This is a genomic window from Sphingomonas chungangi (assembly GCF_013778325.1).
Taxonomy (GTDB): Bacteria; Pseudomonadota; Alphaproteobacteria; order Sphingomonadales; family Sphingomonadaceae; genus Solisphingomonas; species Solisphingomonas chungangi.
The window spans coordinates 291,147-313,618 of record NZ_JACEIB010000027.1 but is presented as its reverse complement, the minus strand read 5'-3'; the positions used below and the strand labels follow the sequence as shown (position 1 = coordinate 313,618).

At 66.7% G+C, this 22,472-nt stretch carries 17 protein-coding genes; 12 read left to right on the top strand and 5 right to left on the bottom strand.

The genetic code is table 11. From position 1 onward, the window contains the following. The first annotated feature begins 10 nt into the window (after positions 1-10). The 8 genes from HZF05_RS19360 to HZF05_RS19325 all read left to right on the top strand — a co-directional run bounded on the left by HZF05_RS19360 (position 11) and on the right by HZF05_RS19325 (position 9,773). On the top strand, positions 11-1,192 hold the full coding sequence (locus HZF05_RS19360) for an acetyl-CoA C-acyltransferase (protein WP_160364122.1): 1,182 nt from the start codon (positions 11-13) through the stop codon (positions 1,190-1,192). Further along, positions 1,192-1,632, top strand: coding sequence for a methylmalonyl-CoA epimerase (gene mce, locus HZF05_RS19355; RefSeq protein ID WP_160364121.1), 441 nt, complete (start codon positions 1,192-1,194; stop codon positions 1,630-1,632). Before HZF05_RS19360 ends, mce begins: the two co-directional genes overlap by 1 nt. 73 nt (positions 1,633-1,705) lie before the next feature. Next, positions 1,706-3,910, top strand: a complete 2,205-nt coding sequence (gene scpA, locus HZF05_RS19350) for a methylmalonyl-CoA mutase (RefSeq protein ID WP_181638924.1) — start codon at positions 1,706-1,708, stop codon at positions 3,908-3,910. Then, positions 3,910-4,896 (top strand): biotin synthase BioB, encoded by a 987-nt coding sequence (gene bioB, locus HZF05_RS19345; RefSeq protein ID WP_160364119.1) that lies wholly within the window; start codon positions 3,910-3,912, stop codon positions 4,894-4,896. The genes scpA and bioB overlap by 1 nt, the downstream gene beginning before the upstream one ends. Further along, entirely contained in the window at positions 4,897-5,448 is a 552-nt protein-coding gene (locus tag HZF05_RS19340; protein WP_160364118.1) for a hypothetical protein, read from the top strand. A gap of 3 nt (positions 5,449-5,451) precedes the next feature. Beyond that, positions 5,452-7,446, top strand: coding sequence for an ATP-binding protein (locus tag HZF05_RS19335; protein ID WP_160364117.1), 1,995 nt, complete (start codon positions 5,452-5,454; stop codon positions 7,444-7,446). A gap of 199 nt (positions 7,447-7,645) precedes the next feature. Then, the gene (gene wecB, locus HZF05_RS19330) at positions 7,646-8,743 is read left to right on the top strand and encodes a non-hydrolyzing UDP-N-acetylglucosamine 2-epimerase (protein ID WP_160364116.1); all 1,098 of its coding nucleotides are present in this window, start codon (positions 7,646-7,648) and stop codon (positions 8,741-8,743) included. Further along, positions 8,736-9,773: a 3-hydroxyisobutyryl-CoA hydrolase gene (locus HZF05_RS19325; protein ID WP_160364115.1), complete on the top strand. Its 1,038-nt coding sequence runs from the start codon at positions 8,736-8,738 to the stop codon at positions 9,771-9,773. The genes wecB and HZF05_RS19325 overlap by 8 nt, the downstream gene beginning before the upstream one ends. Positions 9,774-9,801: 28 nt before the next feature. On the opposite strand, the gene HZF05_RS19320 is transcribed toward HZF05_RS19325, so the two are convergent. Next, entirely contained in the window at positions 9,802-10,002 is a 201-nt protein-coding gene (locus HZF05_RS19320) for a hypothetical protein (protein ID WP_160364114.1), read from the bottom strand. Between the two features lie 118 nt (positions 10,003-10,120). Between HZF05_RS19320 and HZF05_RS19315 the strand changes: the two genes are divergently transcribed. After that, on the top strand, positions 10,121-12,457 hold the full coding sequence (locus tag HZF05_RS19315) for a ribonuclease R family protein (protein WP_160364113.1): 2,337 nt from the start codon (positions 10,121-10,123) through the stop codon (positions 12,455-12,457). Positions 12,458-12,460: 3 nt separating this feature from the next. Continuing rightward, entirely contained in the window at positions 12,461-13,546 is a 1,086-nt protein-coding gene (locus HZF05_RS19310) for an AI-2E family transporter (RefSeq protein WP_160364112.1), read from the top strand. Here HZF05_RS19310 and dcd read toward each other — a convergent pair. From dcd to HZF05_RS19295, 3 genes are all read right to left on the bottom strand, one after another. After that, a complete protein-coding gene (gene dcd / locus HZF05_RS19305) occupies positions 13,543-14,097 on the bottom strand; it encodes a dCTP deaminase (RefSeq protein WP_160364111.1) in 555 nt (184 codons plus the stop codon). The two genes, HZF05_RS19310 and dcd, sit on opposite strands and share 4 nt — an antisense overlap. 420 nt (positions 14,098-14,517) lie before the next feature. After that, positions 14,518-17,991 carry a transcription-repair coupling factor gene (gene mfd, locus HZF05_RS19300; protein ID WP_160364110.1) on the bottom strand — a complete coding sequence of 1,158 codons (3,474 nt, stop codon included), beginning with the start codon at positions 17,989-17,991 and terminating at the stop codon, positions 14,518-14,520. A 138-nt stretch (positions 17,992-18,129) separates the two neighbouring features. After that, the gene (locus tag HZF05_RS19295; protein ID WP_160364109.1) at positions 18,130-18,417 is read right to left on the bottom strand and encodes an FAD assembly factor SdhE; all 288 of its coding nucleotides are present in this window, start codon (positions 18,415-18,417) and stop codon (positions 18,130-18,132) included. A gap of 71 nt (positions 18,418-18,488) precedes the next feature. On the opposite strand from HZF05_RS19295, the gene recG reads away from it, so the two are divergent. After that, positions 18,489-20,552, top strand: coding sequence for an ATP-dependent DNA helicase RecG (gene recG, locus HZF05_RS19290; protein ID WP_160364108.1), 2,064 nt, complete (start codon positions 18,489-18,491; stop codon positions 20,550-20,552). Between the two features lie 189 nt (positions 20,553-20,741). Then, entirely contained in the window at positions 20,742-21,932 is a 1,191-nt protein-coding gene (locus HZF05_RS19285) for an HD-GYP domain-containing protein (RefSeq protein ID WP_160364107.1), read from the top strand. Positions 21,933-22,048: 116 nt separating this feature from the next. Here the strand turns inward: HZF05_RS19285 and HZF05_RS19280 are convergent, their stop codons facing one another. Beyond that, positions 22,049-22,381, bottom strand: coding sequence for a PilZ domain-containing protein (locus HZF05_RS19280; RefSeq protein WP_160364106.1), 333 nt, complete (start codon positions 22,379-22,381; stop codon positions 22,049-22,051). Between the last annotated feature and the right edge of the window lie 91 nt (positions 22,382-22,472).

Genomic DNA, 22,472 nt, shown 5'->3' with positions numbered 1-22,472 from the left:
GAGCGACATCATGTCGACCACCGATCCCGTAGTCTTCCTGTCCTTCGCCCGCACGCCGATGGGCGGCATGATGGGCGAGCTGTCCTCGCTCACCGCCACCGAACTCGGCGCGATCGCCGTCAAGGGCGCGGTCGAGCGCTCCGGGCTCACCCCGGAGCAGATCGAGCGCTGCTACATGGGCTGCGTGCTGCCCGCCGGCCTCGGCCAGGCGCCGGCGCGGCAGGCGGCGATCTATGCCGGCCTGCCCGACACCGTCGAGGCGACCACCATCAACAAGATGTGCGGCTCGGCCATGCAGGCCGCGATCATGGCGTCCGACGCGATCGCCGCCGGCTCCGCCGACATCATCGTCGCGGGCGGGCTGGAGAGCATGTCCAACGCGCCCTACCTCAACCTCAAGCACCGCGCCGGTGCACGCATCGGCCATGACCGGCTCTACGACCACATGTTCTTCGACGGGCTCGAGGACGTGTACGAGAAGGGCAAGCTGATGGGCAATTTCGCCGAGGACGTGGCAGGCGAATACCAGTTCACCCGCGAGGCGCAGGACGAGTTCGCGATCAACTCGCTGACCCGCGCGCAGCAGCATGTCGGCCATCTCGCAAACGAGATCGTGCCGGTGACGGTGAAGACCCGCAAGGGTGAGGTGGTCGTCGACACCGACGAGCAGCCGCGCAACGCCAACCTCGCCAAGATCCCGACGCTGAAGCCCGCCTTCGCCAAGGACGGCACGATCACGGCGGCCAACGCCTCCTCGATCTCGGATGGTGCTGCGGCGCTGGTGATGACGCGCATGAGCGTCGCCGACAAGCTCGGCGTCAAGCCGATCGCGCGGGTGGTGAGCCACGCCGCCTTCGCCCATGCCCCGCAATATTTCACCACGGCGCCGGTCGGCTCGTCCAAGCGCGCGCTGGAGAAAGCGGGTTGGACGACCAAGGATGTCGACCTGTTCGAGGTCAACGAGGCCTTCGCCACCGTCGCGATGATCGCGATGCACGATCTCGGCATTTCGCACGACGTGCTCAACATCCACGGCGGCGCCTGCGCGCTCGGCCATCCGGTGGGCGCTTCCGGTGCACGCATCCTCGGCGCGCTGATCAACGGCTTGCAGGTCAACGGCCTGAAGCGCGGCCTTGCCTCCATCTGTCTGGGTGGCGGCGAGGCGACTTCGATGGCGGTGGAACTGGTCTGATGAAACTGGGGCGGCTCAACCATATCGGCATCGCGACGCCCTCGATCGAGACGTCGGTGGCCTATTACCGCGACGTGATGGGCGCGACGACGATCCACGAGCCGTTCGACCTGCCCGCGCAGGGCGTGAAGGTGTGCTTCGTCGATACGCCGGGCGAGGGTGGCACGGCGGGCACCCAGATCGAACTGATCGAGCCGCTGGGCGAGGCCTCGCCGATCCACGGCTTCATCGCCAAGAACCCGGCCGGCGGCCAGCACCACATGTGCTACGAGGTGCCCGACATCCATGCGGCCAAGGCGTGGTTCGAGGGCAAGGGCGCCAAGGTGCTCGGCGAACCGCGCATCGGCGCGCATGGCACGTTGATCTTCTTCGTCCACCCCAAGGACATGAACGGGGTGCTGACCGAGATCATGGAGACGCCGAAGGACGGGGCGCACTGATGATCACTCGCGCCATTCCAGCCCCGTTCGTGCCGAGCGAAGTCGAGGTACGTGCGGCAGGCGGTGGCGTTCGATGCACGTCCCTCGACTACGCTCGGGACGAACGGGGATTTTGGCGGAGTTTCAGGAAGTGACCGACAAGCCGACGCTGGATCAATGGCAGGCCGCCTCCGACAAGGAGGTGAAGGGCAAGGACCTGACCTGGCACACGCCGGAAGGAATCGATGTCAAGCCTCTCTATACTGAGGAAGATGTCGAAGGCTGGGAACCCGGCCTGCCGGGCTTCGCGCCCTTCACGCGCGGCGTGCGTGCCTCGATGTACGCCGGCCGGCCGTGGACGATCCGCCAGTACGCCGGCTTCTCCACCGCCGAGGAATCCAACGCCTTCTACCACCGCAACCTCAAGGCGGGGCAGAAGGGCCTCTCGGTCGCCTTCGATCTCGCTACCCATCGCGGCTATGACAGCGACCATCCGCGCGTCACCGGCGATGTCGGCAAGGCGGGCGTGGCGATCGACACGATCGACGACATGAAGATCCTGTTCGACGGCATTCCGCTCGACAAGATGTCCGTGTCGATGACGATGAACGGCGCGGTGATCCCGATCCTCGCCTTCTTCATCGTCGCGGGCGAGGAGCAGGGCGTTCCCCAGGAGCTTCTGGACGGCACCATCCAGAACGACATCCTGAAGGAGTTCATGGTCCGCAACACCTATATCTACCCGCCCGAACCATCGATGCGGATCATCTCCGATATCTTCGGATACACGTCCCGCAACATGCCGAAATTCAACAGCATTTCGATCTCCGGCTATCACATGCAGGAGGCCGGTGCGACGCAGGTGCAGGAGCTTGCGTTCACCATCGCGGACGGCGCGGAATATGTGAAATACGGCGTCGCGAGCGGGCTCGATATCGACAAGTTCGCGGGCCGCCTGAGCTTCTTCTTCGCGATCGGCATGAACTTCTTCATGGAGATCGCCAAGCTGCGCGCCGCGCGCGTGCTGTGGCACCGGGTGATGACCAAGCTGGGCGCAAAGGACGAGCGCTCCAAGATGCTGCGCACCCATTGCCAGACGTCGGGTGTCTCGCTGACCGAGAAGGATCCCTACAACAACGTCATGCGCACCACGATCGAGGCGATGGCGGCGATGCTGGGCGGCACCCAGAGCCTCCATACCAACGCCCTCGACGAAGCCATTGCCTTGCCGACCGATTTCTCCGCCCGGATCGCCCGCAACACCCAGCTGGTGATCCAGGAGGAGACCGGCATGTGCAACGTCGTCGATCCGCTCGGCGGCAGCTACTACATCGAGAGCCTCACCAAGGAACTCGTCGATCGCGCCTGGGAGATCATCGAGAAGGTGGAGGCCGAGGGCGGCATGGCTAAGGCCGTCGCGGCGGGCTGGCCCAAGGCGATGATCGAGGAGGCCGCCGCCGCCAAGGCCGCGCGGATCGATCGCCGCGAGGAGGTCGTCGTCGGCGTCAACAAATATGCCAAGGACAAGGAAGACCCGATCGACATCCTCGATGTCGACAATGTCGCCGTCCGCTCCGCGCAGATCGCGCGTATCGAGAAGGTGAAGGCGGGCCGCGACGAGGCGGCGTGCCAGGCGGCGCTCGCAGCGTTGACCGAAGGGGCGCGGGGCAAGGAAAACCTGCTCGGGCTCGCCGTCGAATGTGCGCGCAAGCGGGCGACCTTGGGCGAGATCTCCTCGGCGATGGAGGCGGTGTTCGGCCGCTACGGCACTAGCCCCACGCCAGTGAAGGGCATCTATGGCGGCGCCTATGGCGAGGATGTGCGCTGGGTCGGGCTGATCGAGGGCGTGTCGGCGGTGGAGCGGCGTAAGGGCCGCAAGCCCAAGATGTTCGTCGCCAAGATGGGGCAGGACGGCCACGATCGCGGCGCCAACCTCGTGTCGTCGGCGTTCGGCGATCTCGGCTTCGACATCGTCGCCGGCCCGCTGTTCCAGACGCCGGCCGAGGCGGTGGAGGTCGCGATCGCGGAGGATGTCGACGTGGTCGGCGCCTCCAGCCTCGCGGCCGGGCACAAGACGCTGATCCCCGAACTCATCAACCTGCTGCGCGAGAAGGGGCGGAGCGACATCAAGGTCGTCGCCGGCGGCGTGATCCCCGCGCAGGACTATCAGGCGCTCTACGACGCGGGCGTCTCGGCGATCTTCGGGCCGGGAACCAACCTTGCGGATGCGGCCGCGGAGGTGTTGAAGCTGTTGGGCCACAACATGCCGCCCGAGAGCGAGAAAGAGAAAGCCGCGTGATGCGCAACGACTGGACCCGCGAGGAGATTGCCGATCTCTTCGACCTGCCCTTCCTCGATCTGGTGGCGCGCGCGCACGACGTGCATGTGCGGCACCATCCCGAGAACGAGGTGCAGCTCTCGACGCTGCTGTCGATCAAGACCGGCGGCTGTGTCGAGGATTGCGGCTATTGCAACCAGTCCGCCCACGCCGAGACCGGGCTGAAGGCCACCAAGCTGATGGAGGTCCAGCAGGTACTGCAGGCGGCGGCGCAGGCCAAGGATCATGGCTCGACCCGCTTCTGCATGGGCGCCGCCTGGCGCAACCCCAAGGACAAGGACATCCCCGCGCTGGCCGCGATGATCCGGGGCGTGCGCGAGATGGGGATGGAGACCTGCATGACGCTCGGCATGCTGACGCCCGATCAGGCGCACAAGCTGGGCGAGGCGGGGCTCGATTACTACAACCACAATATCGATACCTCGCCGGAGAATTACGCCAACGTGATCTCGACGCGGACCTTCGAGGATCGCCTCGACACGCTGGAGAATGTGCGCGGGGCGGGGATCAACGTCTGCTCGGGCGGCATCATGGGCATGGGCGAGACGCGCGGCGATCGGGTCGGCTTCATCCACGCGCTGGCGACCTTGCCGGTGCATCCGGGATCGGTGCCGATCAACGCGCTGGTGCCGGTGGCGGGCACGGTGCTGGGCGACATATTGAAGGATGTACCCTCGGCGAAGATCGACGACATCGAGTTCGTCCGCACGGTCGCGGTGGCGCGGATCACGATGCCGGAGAGCATGGTGCGCCTGTCGGCCGGCCGCGAGAGCATGCCGGACAGCACGCAGGCGCTTTGCTTCATGGCGGGGGCCAACTCGATCTTCACCGGCGACAAGCTGCTGACCACCGGAAACGCCGGCGACGACCGCGACGCCGCCCTCTTCGCCAAGCTCGGCATCGTGCCGATGCGGGTGGAGCAGGCGCATCTGGAAGCGGCCGAGTAGATGTCGTTCGAGTGCCTGAAATCGGATAAGCGCCGCAAAGGCGTTTTATCTGATTGGGAGATCTGGCTGCGAGAGGCCGATCGTCTCTACTGTCGATATCTTGAAGAGATTGAAGAATCTCCCTTCAATTTCAATGAGGTGTCGGCGGTCGGATTCTTGTCTTCCGCAGCAGCTCGATCAGGTTTCCTCACTCTTAACGAGTATGAAATCATCAAGCGAGATCAAAGTGATCGGCGTCGAAAGCGGCCTGGCCGCGCGGACCTATGGCTTAATGGTGAGAAGCGATCTTATTCGTTTGAATTCAAGCGCGCATGGCACGCCGCCACGATCCACAATCTCGAAAGCACGCTGAGTTCTGCACGGGGCGATATCGACGTCGTTGATAAGGACGAATCTCATTACGCGGCTGGAGTGGTCCTTGCCTATGTTCGCGATGAGCATCGTATCGAACGATATCGGAATTTCGCTCAGCATGAGAGCGTCGACGTTGCGTATCGCATTGGCCCCGATGGCGAAGCTGGCGGCTATTTATTCTTCTCGATCAAGGGGTAACGGGTGTTCAAGAAAATCCTGATCGCCAATCGCGGCGAGATCGCCTGCCGTGTCATCCGCACCGCGAAGAAGATGGGCATCAAGACCGTCGCGGTCTATTCGGATGCGGATGCGCTCAGCCCGCATGTGAAGATGGCGGACGAGGCGGTGCGGCTCGGGCCGCCGCCGGCCGCCGAAAGCTATCTGCTCGCCGACGCGATCGTCGAGGCCTGCAAGGCGACCGGCGCCGAGGCCGTCCACCCCGGCTACGGCTTCCTTTCCGAGCGGCAGAGCTTCGCCAAGGCGCTGAAGGATGCCGGCATCGCCTTCATCGGCCCGCCGGTGAACGCCATCGCCGCGATGGGCGACAAAATCGAATCGAAGAAGCTCGCCAAGCAGGCCGGCGTCAACGTCGTCCCCGGCTTCCTCGGCGAGATCGCGACCACCGATGATGCGGTGAAGATCGCGAACGACATCGGCTATCCGGTGATGATGAAGGCGTCTGCCGGCGGCGGCGGCAAGGGGATGCGCCTCGCGTGGAGCGAGCAGGACGTGCGCGAGGGCTTCGAGGCGACCAAGCGCGAAGGCCTCGCCTCCTTCGGCGACGACCGCGTGTTCATCGAGAAGTTCATCGAGAGCCCGCGCCACATCGAGATCCAGGTGCTGGGCGACCAGCACGGTAGCATCGTCTATCTGAACGAGCGCGAATGCTCGATCCAGCGCCGCCACCAGAAGGTCGTCGAGGAGGCGCCGTCGCCCTTCGTCTCGCCGGAGATGCGCAAGGCGATGGGCGAGCAGGCGGTCGCGCTGGCGGCGGCGGTGGGATACTATAGCGCGGGCACGGTCGAGCTGATCGTCTCGGGCGCCGACACCACCGGCCAGAGCTTCTACTTCCTCGAGATGAACACCCGCCTGCAGGTGGAGCATCCCGTCACCGAGGAGATCACCGGGCTCGATCTGGTCGAGCAGATGATCCGGGTGGCCTATGGCGAGAAGCTGGCGTTCACGCAGGCGGATGTCGGGATCAACGGCTGGTCGGTCGAGACGCGCGTCTATGCCGAGGATCCGTATCGCAACTTCCTGCCTTCGACCGGGCGGCTGACCCGCTACAATCCGCCTAGGGAGAGCCGTTCGGATACCGCCGTGGTCCGCGTCGATACCGGCGTGGAGGAGGGCGGCGAGGTCTCGATGTTCTACGATCCGATGATCGCCAAGCTGGTGACCTGGGCGCCGACGAGGCTGGAGGCGATCGACCTGCAGATCGGCGCGCTGGATGCGTATGAGATCGCGGGCGTCGGCACCAACATGGATTTCCTCTCGGCGCTGTCGCAGCACGAGCGCTTCCGTTCGGGCAACATCACGACGGGCTTCATCGCCGAGGAATATCCCGAAGGCTTCCACGGCGCGCCCGAGACGAACGCTAATGCGCAGGCGGTCGCCGCCGTTGCCGCCGCCATCACGCAGGCGGACTCTGCCCGCTCGCTGCATGTCGATGGTCAGCTCGGCACGCCGCTGGAGGCGGGATCGCACTGGGTGGTCCGCATCGATGGCGCGGAGCATGAGGTCGAGCTGGAGGCGGATTGCGCCGAGGTGGATGGCAGGAGCGTGAGCCTCACGCTCGGCTACCGGCCGGGCGCGACCTTGGTCGAGGCGGAGGTGGACGGGCAGCCGATCACGCTGCGCGTCGCCCGCAAGCGCAACGCGATGACCATCACGACGGCCGGCAGAGCGCGCGTTGTGCAGGTGATGCGCCCGGCGGTGGCGGCGCTGCGTCGGCACATGATCGAGAAGATCCCGCCGGACATGAGCAAGTTCCTCGTCTCGCCGATGCCGGGCCTGCTGACCCGCCTGCTGGTGAAGCTCGGCGACACGGTGGAGGCCGGCCAGCCGCTTGCCACCGTCGAGGCGATGAAGATGGAGAACATGCTCCGCGCCGAGAAAACGGCGGTGGTCAGCAAGGTCGCGGCGGGAGAGGGCGAGAGCCTGGCGATCGACCAGGTGATCCTCGAGTTCGAGTAACTCAGAAACACCCGTTCGCCCTGAGGAGGGTCTGAGCGAAGTCGAAGGCCCGTCTCGAAGGGTATGCGCAAGGCATGTGCTTCGAGACGCCGCTTCGACAGGCTCAGCGGCTCCTCGGCACGAACGGTTAGGGTTTTAGCATCCCGGTTAACCCTCAAACTCAGTGGCATTGTCACAGGCTCAGGCTAGGGTGGCCCGCATGACCTCTCCCAAGCGCGTCCACCTGATCGCCGCGGCGCGGCCCAATTTCATGAAGGTGGCGCCGCTCTGGCACGCGCTCACCGCCGCGCCCGATTTCCAGCCGGTGCTGATCCACACCGGCCAGCATTACGACGCCAACATGTCCGACGCGATCTTCGCGGACCTGTCGCTGCCGCAGCCCGACCATCATCTCGGCGTCGGGTCGGGCAGCCATGCCGAGCAGACCGGCAACGTGATGATCGCCTATGAGAAGATCGCGATCGCGGAACGGCCCGACTGGCTGGTGATCGTCGGCGACGTGAATTCCACGCTGGCCTGCGGGCTGGTCGGCACCAAGCTGCGTATCCCGACGGTGCATCTGGAGGCGGGCCTGCGCTCGCGCGACCGCGACATGCCCGAGGAGATCAACCGGCTGGCGGTCGATGCCATCGCCGACGTGCTGTGGACGCCGTCCCCCGACGGCGACGAGAATCTGCTTAGCGAAGGCTGCTCGCCCGCACGGATCACCAATGTCGGCAACATCATGATGGACAGCTTCGAGCTGGTCCGCCCCAAGATCGAGGCGGCGGCCGAGCCGGCCGCGCTGGGTCTGCCGGAACGCTACGGCGTGGTGACGCTGCATCGCCCGTCGAACGTCGATACGCCCGAGGCGCTGACCGCGCTGGTCGAGGCTCTGCTGGCCGTGCAGGCGACGCTTCCGCTGGTCTTCCCGGTCCATCCGCGCACCGCGCAGCGACTGGCCGCCGCCGGGCTGGATGCCAGGCTCGAGCAGGGTGGCGTCAAGCTGGCCGGCCCGCTCCCGTACGTGCGCTTCATGAGCCTCGTCGCCGGCGCCACCGCCGCGATCACCGATTCGGGCGGCATCCAGGAAGAAACCACCTATCTCGGCATCCCCTGCCTGACGCTGCGCGAGAATACCGAGCGGCCGATCACGATCACGCAGGGCACCAACCGGCTGGTGAACGCATCGACCTTGCTGGAGGCCCTGACGGAGGCACTGGCCCAGCCGCGCTCCGAACGCGCGCGGCCGGCCAACTGGGATGGCAAGACGGCGCAACGCTGCATCGACGATCTGAGGAGACGGGGGAGTGACTGACGAGGTTCTGACGCAGGTCGACGGCAAGGCGGGACGGCTGAGGCTCAACCGGCCGCGCGCCATTCACGCGCTGACGCAGCCGATGTGCATCGCGATGATCGCGGCGCTGCAGGGCTGGCGCGGCGACGAGGCGGTCGAGGTGGTGCTGATCGACCATGCCGAAGGGCGCGGCTTCTGCGCCGGCGGCGACGTGGTGCAGTTGGCTAGCGACGCAGTCGCGGCGCGCGCCTTCTTCCACGAGGAATATCGCCTCAACCATCTGCTCTTCACCTATGCCAAGCCGGTCGTCGCGTTCATGGACGGCGTGACGATGGGCGGCGGCGTCGGCATCTCGCAGCCGGCCAAGTATCGCATCGCCACCGAGAACACCCTGTTCGCCATGCCGGAGACGGGCATCGGCCTGTTCACCGATGTCGGCGGCGGCTGGTATCTCTCGCGCCTGCCAGGTCACTTCGGCGAATATCTCGCGCTGACCGGGGCGCGGCTGGACGGGGCGGAGTGCGTCGCGCTCGGCATCTGCACGCACTACATCCCGTCCGAGGACCTGCCTGCGCTGAAGGCGGCGATCGCGGCCGATCCACAGTCGGTCGGGCGGCTGCTGGACGAGGCGGCGATCGAGCCGCCGGCCGCCGGTATCCTCGCCCGAGCCGAAGAGATCGAACGGCTATTCGTCGCCGATCGCTACGAGGACATCCTCGCCGCGCTGGCGGCCGACAAGTCCGAATGGGCGGAGGCGCAACTGCGCACGCTCGGCAAGAAATCGCCGCAGACCTGCAAGGTGTGCCTGCGGCTGGTCAAGGACGGGCGAGAGCGCACCGACTTCGCCGACGAGATGCGTGCCGAATATGGCGTGGCGGTCCACGTCATCCAGCGGCCGGACTTCGCGGAAGGGGTGCGCGCCCTGCTGGTCGATCGCGACAACAAGCCTGTCTGGAACCCTGCGACGCCGGACGGCGTCACGGATCAGATGATCGATACGATTTTCTCGCCTCTTTCCGACGATGAGGCGTGGACGCCGCTCGGTCGCTGACCGGGCGGCGCCCCGCCTTCAATCCCGCTTACCAGCAGCGGCGAACGCGGTGATGGTGGCGCCATGTGGTGGTGCAACGGCGATGATGGCCGCCGCCGTGCCAGCCATGGCCGTTGCCGTGCCAGCCATGACCATGGCCGTGCCAGTGGTTCGGCCGGGCGGCGGCGGGCGCGGCGGAGAGGCCGGCGGTGACGAGCGTTGCGGCGGCGACGAGTGCGAACAGACGCATCCAGATGTCCTCCTGTTGGTGATGGCGGGGTGTTCCCCGTCCGTAACGAGCGATACGCCTTTCGGTGCCGTCTGCCCAGAGGTGACGCAGCGCTTCGCAGCGTCTAGACCCGCTTGTGATGTCCAAGCCCAAAGTCGTCCCCGGCCTGCCGAGCCGCGACCAGATCCTCCGCTTCATCGAGGAAAGCGATCAGCCCGCCGGCAAGCGCGAGATCGCGCGTGCCTTCGGCCTGAAGGGCAATGAGAAAATCCAGCTCAAGGCGCTGCTGAAGGACATGGCCGACGAGGGCCTGATCGACGGCGGGCCCGGGCGGGCCTTTCACAAGATGGGCGGCGTGCCGAAGGTGACGGTGCTGCGCGTCATCGACGTCGACGACGGCCAGGTGATCGCGACCCCTGAACATTGGGTAGCGGAAGGACTCCCCGCGCCGCGCCTGCGCGTGATGGAGCGGCGTGGACGCGGAATCGCGGCGCTGGGCGTGGGTGACCGCATCCTCGCGCGCACCGAGGAGGCGGGCAAGGGATGGGTCGCCCACCCGATGAAGAAGCTCGCGCGGGGCGAGGAACTGGTGCTGGGCGTCGTCCACAAGGAGGGCGATCGGCTGTGGCTCAAGCCCGTGGACAAGCGCGAGCGCCACGATCTGCCGATCTCGGACGTGGGGGAAGCCGATGTCGGCGATCTGGTGCTGGCCGAGAAGGCAGGGCGTCCGCCGAAGATCATGGCGCGCGTGACCGAGATTCTCGGCGATCCTTTTGCGCCGCGCAGTTTCTCGCTGATCGCGATCCACAAGTTCGGTATTCCGGACATATTCTCCGAGGCAGCGCTGGAAGAGGCGGATCGCTCCGCGAAGCAGCCGCTGGGCGAGGGCAGGGAGGATCTGCGCCACTTGCCGATCGTCGCGATCGATCCGGCCGATGCGCGCGATCATGACGATGCGATCTGGGCCGCTCAGGACGATCATCCCGGAAACGAAGGCGGCTGGCAGGCGATCGTCGCCATCGCCGACGTCTCCTTCTACGTCCGCCCCGGCACCGCACTGGACAGGGAGGCGCGCAAGCGCGGCAATTCGGTCTATTTCCCCGATCGCGTCGTGCCGATGCTGCCGGAGATATTGTCGGCGGACGTCTGCTCGCTGGGCGAGGGGGCGGACCGCGCGGCGATGGCCTGCCACCTGACGATCGACGCGAAGGGCGAGATCAAGGCCTTCCGCTTCGCCCGCGCGGTGGTGCGGATCGCGGCGGTGATCGCCTACGAGGATGCGCAGGCGGCGATCGATTCCGTTTCTTCGCCAGCCTCAAACACCCCGTTCGTCCTGAGCGAAGTCGAAGGACGTGCAGCAAGCGAGTCGCCTGAAGCCCGCACTTCGACTTCGCTCAGTGCGAACGGACCGATTTTGGATGCGCTGAAGAACCTGTGGAGCGCCTGGTCTCTCCTCAAGGCTGCGCGGGACCGGCGCGAGCCGTTGGCGCTCGATCTGCCCGAGCAACGCGTGATGCTCGACGAGAAGGGACGCATCGCTTCGGTGAGTGCCCGCGAGCGTCTCGATGCGCATCAGGTTGTCGAGGATTTCATGATCGCCGCCAACGTCGCGGCGGCCAAGGCGCTGGAGAAGAAGCAGGCGCCGGTCATGTACCGCATCCACGAGACGCCGAGCCGCGAGAAGCTGGTCGCGCTCAAGGACTATCTCGCCACCTTCGACGTGTCGCTGGCGCTGGGGCAGGTGGTACGGCCCAAGACGTTCAACCATATCCTGGACCTGATCGAGGACCGGCTGGAGCGCCCCGAGATCATGACGCAGGTGCTCCGCACCCAGATGCAGGCGGTCTACAGCCCCAACAATGTCGGTCATTTCGGCCTGGCGCTGGGCAGCTACGCGCACTTCACCTCGCCGATCCGCCGCTATGCCGACCTGCTCGTCCATCGCGCGCTGGTGGGGGCGTATCTGCTCGATCCGGCGGCGGAGGAGACGCGGCTCTCCAGCCACGACACCAACCATATGGAGGAGCTCGGCGAAAAGATCAGCCAGGCCGAGCGTCGCGCTATGGAGGCCGAGCGCGAGACGATCGACCGCTACATCGCCGCCTATCTTTCCACAAAGGTGGGCGAACTGGTCGAGACGCGGATCACGGGCGTGCAGCGCTTCGGTTTCTTCGCCACCGTGGAGGGGCTGGGCGGCGACGGGCTGGTTCCCGTCTCGACGCTGGGCGCCGAGCGTTTCCACCACGACGAGGCGACGCACAGCCTGATCGGCGAGGAGAGCGGCGAGCGCTACCATGTCGGCCAGCGGCTGACGCTGCGGCTGGTGGAGGCCAATGTCGCCTCCGGTGCGTTGCGCTTCGAACTGGCCGAAGGGGCCAACCACATGCCGGGCCGCCGGCTGATCCGCCGTGACGGGCGGCGGCCGGTCGGCAAGCGCGGCAGGCCGGCGAACATCCGGCATCAGGGGAGACGTTGATCCATGGGTGAACCCGTCGCCGGCACCGAGCCCTTGCCCGGACAGAAACGCGCACGGCTGATCCTGGCGCTGGTGCTGCTCGCGCTCGGTATCTGGATCACGCACACCTTTCTGCCGGCGCTGATCTGGGCGGCGGTGCTCGCGATCGCTTTCATGCCGCTTTACGAACGCGCGGTCAGCCGTTGGCCGCGCTTTCGCAAGGGAGCCGTGATGCCGGCAATCTTCACGCTCGGCATTGGACTGCTTGTGGTGATCCCGGTCGGTCTCGGCCTGTTCCGCGCGATCGCCGAGGTGAAGGATCTGATGCACTGGTTCTACATGGCTCGGGAGACCGGCGTACCGGTGCCACACTGGCTATCCTCACTGCCGTTCGAGCGTGATGCCGCGGTTGCCTGGTGGCAGGAGCATCTCGCCACGCCCGAGGCGACGCAGGCCGAGCTTGCCCGCTTCGATCAGCAGCAATTGCTCCGACATACGCAGAAGATCGGTGGTGCCATCGTCCATTCGGGCGTGATCTTCGCCTTCACCCTGATCGCCCTGTTCTTCCTGCTACGCGACAGCGATCTGCTCGTCGCGCAGCTGCGCGCCGCGAGCAACCGGCTGTTCGGCCCTTCCGGAGAGCGGATCGGACGGCAGGTCATCCAGTCGGTGCGCGGCACGATCGACGGGCTGGTGCTGGTCGGGCTGGGCGAGGGTGCGGTGATGGCCGTGGTCTATGTGCTGCTCGGCGTGCCGCACCCGATCCTACTCGGCATCGCCACCGCGATCGCGGCGATGATTCCCTTCGGCGCGGCGGTGATGTTCGAGGTTGCGGCCTTCGCGCTGCTCACCCAGGATTCGGTGACGGGCGCGATCCTGATCAACGTGATCGGCTTCGCGGTGGTGGGCCTCGCCGACCATTTCATCCGCCCCGTGCTGATCGGCGGCGCGACCCGGCTGCCCTTCATTTGGGTGCTGATCGGCATCCTGGGCGGCGTGGAGACGCTGGGGCTGCTCGGCCTGTTCGTCGGCCCGGCGACGATGGCGGTACTTGTGATGCTGTGGCGCGAGTTCGTCGAACGGAAGACGATGCCGGTCGAACTTCCCTAGAGCCGCGGCAGCGTCACGCCGCGCTGGCCCATATATTTGCCGGCGCGATCGGCGTAGCTCGTCTCGCAGGGCTCGTTGCCCTTGAGGAACAGGAACTGGCACGCGCCCTCGTTGGCGTAGATCTTGGCGGGCAGCGGCGTGGTGTTGGAGAATTCCAGCGTGACATGGCCTTCCCACTCCGGCTCCAGCGGGGTCACGTTCACGATGATGCCGCAGCGGGCGTAGGTGGACTTGCCGAGGCAGATCACCAGCACGTCGCGCGGCACGCGGAAATATTCCACCGTGCGGGCCAGCGCGAAGCTGTTGGGCGGGATGATGCAGCAGTCGGTCTGGCGATCGACGAAGCTGTTGGCGGCGAAATCCTTGGGATCCACCACCGCGCTGTCGATGTTGGTGAATATCTTGAACTCGTCGGCCACGCGCGCATCGTAGCCGTAGCTGGACAGGCCGTAGCTGATGCAGCCCTCGCGCCGCTGTGCCTCGACGAAGGGCTCGATCATGCCATGGTTCAGCGCCTGCTCGCGAATCCAGCGGTCGGATAATATTGCCATGGCCAGACCTTTCGCGGGATGCGGGGCAGGGAGCAAGCCTTTAGCGCGAAGCGAAATCGGGACGGAGCCGTTCTGTCCGGTGGATGCGTTGATGCGCTGAACAGAGCGCTTCGCAGCTGCAGCATGACGACCGGTTAACCATTATCCGTTATCAGGTGTCCGGCAAAAGGACATGTCGGGGGACATATGCTGGTTCAGATCGTGGGCGCGACCCTGTTTTCGGTGATGGCGGTTTCGCTCTGCGGCGTGCTCCAGCGGATCGGGAAGATGCTCTGACATTCCAAGATCCGTTCGCCCTGAAGAGGGGCTGAGCGGAGCGAAGCGGAGGCGAAGGCCTGTCTCGAAGGGCCTGTGCAGGTGCTTCGAGACGCCGCTTCGACAGGCTCAGCGGCTCCTCAGCACGAACGGGGTTGGGGTTCGCTACCCCGCCGCTTTCGCCAGCCCCTTCGCCAGCTGCGTCGCGCCGTGCAGGCGCGCGGCCGGGTCGACCCAGTTGCGGGTGATGACCAGCTTTTGATCCGGGCGCAGCTTGGCCGTGTCCTTCAGCCGCTCCAGATAAGCGAGCAGCCCTTTCACGTTGGGGAAGCCGCCGTCGGCGAACGTGACCAGCGCGCCCTTGGCACCCACGTCCAGCCGCGAAATCCGCGCCTTCTTGCAATCGAGCTTGATGCCGATCACGTCGATCAGGTTCTTCGTCGCCTCCGGCAATTTCCCGAAGCGATCGATCATCTCGGCTGCGAAGGCCTCGATGCCGCCCTTGTCCTCGATCTCGTTCATCCGGCGATAGAGGCCCATGCGCAGGTCGAGATCGGGCACATACTCCTCTGGGATGAGGATCGGCGCATCCACCGTGATCTGCGGCGAGAAATCGGTCTTCGATTCGGGGATCTCGGTGCCGCCCGACTTGGCGATGACGATCGCCTCCTCCAGCATCGACTGGTAGAGTTCGAAGCCGACCTCCTTGATGTGGCCCGATTGCTCGTCGCCGACGAGATTGCCCGCGCCGCGGATGTCGAGATCGTGCGACGCCAGCTGGAAGCCCGCGCCGAGGCTGTCGAGATTCGCCAGCACCTGCAGGCGCTTCTCTGCGCTCTCGGTGGTGATCCGGCCGGCGGGCGTGGTGAAGTAGGCATAGGCGCGCGTCTTGGAACGACCGACGCGCCCGCGCAGCTGGTAGAGCTGGGCGAGGCCGAAGCGATCCGCGCGGTGCAGGATGATCGTGTTGGCGCTCGGGATGTCGATGCCGCTCTCGATGATCGTGGTGGAGAGCAGCACGTCGTACTTGCGATCGTAGAAGGCGGACATCTTGTCCTCGACTTCCGTGGCGCCCATCTGGCCGTGCGCGGTGACGAAGGTGATCTCCGGCACCTCGTCGCGCAGGAATTTCTCGATGTCGGGCAGGTCCTTGACGCGGGGTGCCACGAAATAGGCCTGGCCGCCGCGATAATGTTCGCGCAGCAGCGCCTCGCGCACCACGACCGGGTCCCATGGCATCACATAGGTGCGCACCGCGAGGCGATCGACCGGCGGGGTCTGGATCACGCTCAGTTCGCGCAGGCCGGACATCGCCATCTGCAGCGTGCGCGGGATCGGCGTGGCGGTGAGGGTGAGGACGTGGACGTCCGCCTTCATCGCCTTCAGCCGCTCCTTGTGGGTGACGCCGAAGCGCTGCTCCTCGTCGACGATGACGAGGCCCAGCCGCTTGAACTCCACCTGCTTGGCGATGATCGCGTGGGTGCCGACGACGATGTCGATCGTGCCGTCGGCGATGCCGTCGCGCGTCGCCTTGGCCTCGGCGGCGGGGACGAGGCGCGAGAGGCGGCCGATGCGCAGCGGGAAGCCCTCGAAGCGCGCGACGAAATTCTGGTAGTGCTGGCGCGCGAGCAACGTGGTCGGGCAGACCACCGCGACCTGCTGCCCCGCCATCGCCGCGACGAAGGCGGCGCGCAACGCCACCTCGGTCTTGCCGAAGCCGACGTCGCCGACGATCAGCCGGTCCATCGGCTTGCCGGCGGTCAGATCCTCCAGCGTGTCGACGATCGCGCGGTCCTGATCCTCGGTCTCCTCGTAGGGGAAGCGGTTGACGAATTCGGGGTAGGCGGCGTCCGGATCGAGCACCTCGGCGGGGCGGAGCGCGCGGGCGGCGGCGGTGGCCATCAGCTCACCCGCAATCTCGCGGATGCGCTCCTTCATCTTCGCCTTGCGCGCCTGCCACGCGACGCCGCCCAGTTTGTCGAGGCCGACACCCTCGCTATCCGCGCCGTAGCGGCTCAGGACTTCGAGATTTTCGACCGGCACATAGAGCTTGTCGCCACCGGCATATTCGAGCTGGACGCAATCGTGCGGCGCCTTGCTGACGGGAATCGAGGTCAGCCCCTCGTAGCGGCCGATGCCGTGATCGACGTGCACCACGAGGTCGCCGGGCGAGAGCGTCGCCAGCTCCTGCATGAAGGCGTCGGCGGATTTCTTGCGGCGCTGGCGGCGGACGAGGCGATCGCCCAGCATGTCCTGCTCGGTGAGCAGCGCGACCTCGGGCGTGGTGAAGCCGTGATCGAGGGGCAGGACGGTGAGCGCCACCGCGCCCTTCGCGCTCGCCTTGGCCGCGCCCAGCGCCTCCTGCCAGCTGTCGACCAGTTCCAGCCGATCCAGCCCGTGATCCGCCAGCAGTCCGGCCAGCCGCTCGCGCGAGCCGATCGAGTAGCTGGCGAGGATCAGCTTGCGGCCGTCGCGATGCAGCTTGCGCGAATGCGCCGCGACCGCCTCGTAGACATTCTCCTGCGCGGTGCGCTCGGGCGTGAAGTCGCGCGGGCCTTCCACATCGAAATCCAGCACGGTCGCACTCTCCGGCTCGCGGAAGGGCGTGCTGAGGTGGAGCGGGCGGTCGGCGATCTGCTGCTCCCACTCCTGCTCGGAGAGATACAGCGTGTCGGCCTTGAGCGGGCGATAGCTGCCCGGATCGCTCGACTGCGCGCGGACGCGGTTGGCGTGATAGTCGGCGATCGCCTCGAAGCGGTTCTGCGCCGCCGCCGGCGCGCCCGAATCACGGATGATCACGTCCTCGTCGGAGAGGTGATCGAACAGGGTCGCCAGCTTCTCCTCGAACAGCGGCAGCCAATGCTCCATGCCGGCGAGGCGGCGGCCATCGCTCACCGCCTGGTAGAGCGGATCGCCGGTCGCGGTGGCGCCGAAGCGCTCGCGATAGCCGGAGCGGAAGCGCTTGATGCTGTCCTCGTCGAGCAAAGCCTCGCTGGCGGGCAGCAGGGTGAAGCCGTCGACGCGATCGACGGTGCGCTGGTCGGCGGGGTCGAAGCGGCGGACGCTCTCGATCTCGTCGCCGAAGAAGTCGAGGCGTAGCGCCAGTTCCTCGCCCGACGGCCAGAGATCGACCAGCCCGCCGCGCACCGCATATTCGCCCGGATCGGCGACGGTGTCGGTACGGACATAGCCGTTGGCCTGCAGCAGATGCGCGAGCTTGTCGCGATCGATCCGCTCGCCCGGCGCGAGCTTCGCGACCAGCTGGCGGATGCGGAATGGGGTGAGGGTGCGCTGGGTCGCGGCGTTGACCGTGGTCACCAGCAGGGTGGGGCCCTTGGCGGGCTTCTGGAGCGCCTGCAGCGTCGCCAGCCGCTCGGCGGAGGACCTGAGCGAGGGGGAGGCGCGGTCGAAGGGCAGGCAATCCCACGCCGGGAAGGCGAGCGTGGTGAGCTCCGGCGCGAAGAAGGCGGCGGCGTCGCTGACGGCGCGCATCTGGATATCGTCGGCGGCGACGAACACGGCGCGGCTCTTCGCGGCGCGCGCGAGGTCGGCCAGCAGCCACGGCAGGAAGCCCGGCGGCACGGCCGAGAGGGTGAGGGGCTTGGTGGCCTTGAGGATTTGGGAGAGATTGTCCGCCAAATTACACCGTTCGAAATGGAAGCAACCCCAAACCCCGTTCGTCCTGAGCTTGTCGAAGGACGTGCGGCAGGCGCCGCGCTTGGGGCACGCACTTCGACAGGCTCAGTGCGAACGGGGTGGGGGTATCGCGCAAATCCATCAATGCGCCCGCGAGGCCGGAGTCCCCGGCAGCGGCACGTAGTCCAGCGTCTGCATCGCCCGCATCAGCGGCCCGTCATACGCCTCCGGCACCGGCTGCGTGCCCATCGCCCAGGCCATGACATCGACATCGTCCTCCACCAGCAGCGCCTCGAACCACCCCAGCTCCGCCTCGCCCCAGCCGGGCGAATATCGATCGAAGAAGCCGCCGATCAGATAGTCCGCCTCGCGTGTACCGCGATGCCAGGCGCGGAAGCCGAGGCGCTTGAGGAGATGTTCGCGATCCATGTCCATCCAATAGCCAAATAGCCGGCGGGCGCTTCCGGCGCGCGTCGGCTCAGGGTAGAGGCCATGTAGGCATGAGACCGGGCATCCTCAATCCATTGTTCGCCGAGGTGGAGGCGCTGAAGGGCGTCGGCGCCGCTTTGGCCAAGCCGCTGGCGAAACTCGGCATCGCGCGCGTGGTGGACCTGCTGTTCCACCTGCCCACCGGCATGGTCGAGCGCCGCCGGATCGAGCGACTCGACATGGCCGATGCCGGACGTGGCGTGATCGTCACGCTGACGGCGGTGTCCTACAAGGGTTCGTCCAGCCCGCGCGGCCCCTTCCGGGTGCAGGCGACGGACTTCGAGGGCAATTACGTCAGCCTCGTCTTCTTCGGCGGCAATTCGGGCTGGGCGAGGAAGCAGTTCCCGCTGAACGAGCGGCGCATCGTGGCGGGGCGGCTCGATCTCTACGGGCAGGAGCTCCAGATCGTGCACCCCGAATCGGTGCCGCTGGAGGAGGCCGGCGAGATCGTGGAGCGCGAGCCGGTCTATCCGCTGTCGGCCGGCATCACCTCCAAGCGGCTGGCGCAGCTGGTGGCGCAAGCGCTGGAGCGCGTGCCGAGCCTGCCCGAATGGATCGAGCCGAGCCTGATCGCGCAGAAGGGCTGGCCGACTTTCTCGCAGGCGCTGGAGCGTGCGCATGGCGATCCCGCCGATACTATGTCGCGCGAGCGGCTGGCCTATGACGAGGTTTTCGCCAACCAGCTCGCCTTGATGCTGGTGCGCGGCGCCACCCGCCGCCGCAAGGGCCGCGCGCTCGCGGGCGACGGGCGGCTGCGCGCGAAGCTTGACCTGCCCTACGTCCCCACAGGCGCACAGGCGCGTGCGATCGCCGAGATCGAGGGCGACATCGCGCAGGAGACGCCGATGCTGCGGCTCCTCCAGGGCGATGTCGGCGCGGGCAAGACGCTGGTGGCGACGATGGCGTTGCTGGTGGCGGTGGAGGCGGGGGCGCAGGGCGCGCTGCTGGCACCGACCGAGATCCTCGCCCGCCAGCATTTCGCGACGCTGCAACGCCAGCTCTCGCCGCTCGGCCTGACGGTCGCGATCCTCACCGGCAGGGAGAAAGGGCGGGCGCGGGAATCGACGCTGATGGGCCTCGCCGACGGATCGATCGACATCCTGATCGGCACCCACGCCATCTTCCAGGAGGCGGTGGCCTACAAGGCGCTCGGCCTCGTGGTGGTGGACGAGCAGCATCGCTTCGGCGTCGCCCAGCGGCTGATGCTGGCTGCCAAGGGCGAACGCCCCCCGCACATGCTGGTGATGACCGCCACGCCGATCCCGCGCACCCTGCTGCTGGCGAGCCATGGCGAGATGGATGTCAGCCGCCTCGACGAGATGCCGCCCGGCCGCCAGCCGATCGAGACGCGCGTGATCGCGGTCGAGCGGATGGACGAGGTGGTGGCGGGGCTCGGCCGCCATGTCTCGGCTGGAGGACAGGCCTATTGGGTATGCCCGCTGGTCGAGGAGACCGAGGCGGGCGACGATGCGGCGGCCGAGAGCCGGGCGGCGGCGCTGCGCCTCGCCTTCGGCGAGGACAAGGTCGGCCTCGTCCACGGCCGCATGAAGGGGCCGGACAAGGATGCGGTGATGGCCGCCTTCCAGCAGAATGACCTAGCCGTGCTGGTCGCGACGACGGTGATCGAGGTCGGCGTCGACGTGCCCAACGCCACCCTGATCGTGATCGAGGGCGCCGAGCGCTTCGGCTTGGCCCAGCTCCACCAGCTGCGCGGTCGCGTCGGGCGGGGCAGCGGCAAGTCGACCTGCCTCCTGCTGCGCGGCAATGCGCTGAGCGAGACGACGCGCGCGAGGCTCACGCTGATGCGCGACACCAATGACGGCTTCCTCATCGCCGAGAAGGACCTCGAACTGCGCGGCGGCGGCGAGATCCTCGGCACCCGCCAGTCCGGCGAGCAGGGCGCGCGCCTCGCCGACGCCACGCAGACGGCGCTGCTGATCCCCACCGCCCACGCCGACGCTCGCCTGCTTACCGATCGCGACGGCGGCCTCGAAGCGCCGCGCGGGCAGGCGGCGCGAATTCTGCTCTATCTGTTCGAGCGCGATGCCGCCGTAGGATTGCTGCGCGCTGGATAAATCCAGTGCTTATCTGCGTTGGCGGACCACGAATACGCGAGCGCCCTGATCTATATTAAGTCGATTGTTTTCCGTTGGATACCACTTCTCAATGTTTCGAACTTAGTCGCGAATTCTTCGATCCGGGGGATACGGGCAAGGTGACGGGCGGCAGGCAGCGAATCTCGAGCGGAGCGAGGCACTGACCGGATGCTGCGGCGGATCAGCCCCTGCAATGTCGAGCTTGGCATGTACGTTCACGCGTTGGAGGGGCGCTGGGCGGACCAGCCCCATTGGCGCCTGCAATGCGTGCTCGACGACGAGGCCGAGGTCGAGCGGCTGCGTCATGGCGTGCTCACCGCCGTCGTGATCGATACCGACAAGGGGCGCACGGTTCCCTTCGACACGCGCCGCGCGCCTGCGGCCGCCGCCGGCACGGTCGCCGGCCTGCAGGTCGGCAAGACGGCCGATCCGAACATGAAGGGCCTGCTCCAGACGGTCGGTCGCTCGCGGCGCGAGGTGAGGAAGATCGTCGAGGACGTGCGGCTCGGTCGGCCGATCTCGGTGGCGCGGTTGGGGCCGGCGCTGGCCGATCTGTCCGAGCAGGTAGAGCGCAACGCCGCCGCCTTCCTCGGCATCCTGCGGCTGAAGGCGCGCGACGAATATACCTATCTCCATTCCGTCGCGGTCTCGGCCCTGATGATGAACTTCGCGCGCGTGCTGGATCGGCCGGCCGACGAGGTGTCGGCGCTCGGCATGGCGGGGCTGCTCCACGATGTCGGCAAGATCGCGATGCCGCCGGCGATCCTCAACAAGCCGGGCAAGCTGACCGACGAGGAATTCGCGGTGATGCGCCGCCATTCGGAGGACGGCGCACGCATCCTCAAGGCGGGTACCGGCGTTCCGGACGAAGCCTTCGATGTCTGCCTTCACCATCACGAGCGGATGGACGGCCGAGGCTATCCGTTCGGATTGACGGGGGACAGGCTCAGCCTCGCCGCGCGGATGGGTGCGATCTGCGACGTGTACGATGCGCTTACCTCGCACCGGGCCTACAAGGATGCCTGGTCGCCGCAGAAGGCACTGGCCGAGATGAAGGCGTGGGAGGGGCATTTCGATCCGGTGCTGCTGCGGGCCTTCATCCGCAGCCTCGGAATCTTCCCGCGTGGATCGCTGGTGCGGCTGCGCGACAGCCTGCTGGGCGTCGTGGTGGAAGACAATATCGAGCAGCCGACGCGCCCGACCGTGCGATGTTTTCATTCGATCCCGATGAAGGCGCCGATCCCGCCCGAGGACGTGCGGCTGGCGCACGACAATGTGCTGTCGCTGGAAGATCCGATGGACTGGCGGATAGTTGACTGGCCGTCGGTGCGGGCGAGATTGCTGGGCGACGTAGGCTGAAGCCTACAGAAACACTCCGTTGGTCCTGAGCGAAGTCGAAGGATGGGCTGCAAGCGCAGCGCTTGAGGCCCGCACTTCGACTTCGCTCAGGACGAACGGGGTGGAGTGGGTGAGTGTTAGAACTCGTTCCAGGCCGGCTTGTCGTTGGGTGCGCGCTTGAGCATCATCGCATAGATGTCCGAAGCGATCGGATCGAGGAACTCGCCGCCGACGCGGCCGCCCAGCGACCAGACGATCTGCGCCGCGCGATTGCCGACAACGGGCAGCTTCACCGCCACCACGTCGCCCGGCGTCAGCGGCGCCTGGCAGCGGGACATGAAGCCGAAAGGCGAGATGTCGACCATCAGCACCGATGTGCGGATGCTCGCGGGCCCGTCCAACGGGGCGCGGAAGGACACGATGTCGCGCGGTGCGCGGCGGCTTTCGATACTCGAAACTGCGGTCGCCATTTACTTAAAACCCCCGGATACACGGCGATTTTGCGGGCGCAGCATGAACGGCGCCTCAAGCGATAGCGTTAAGACGCCTTTACCGACGATG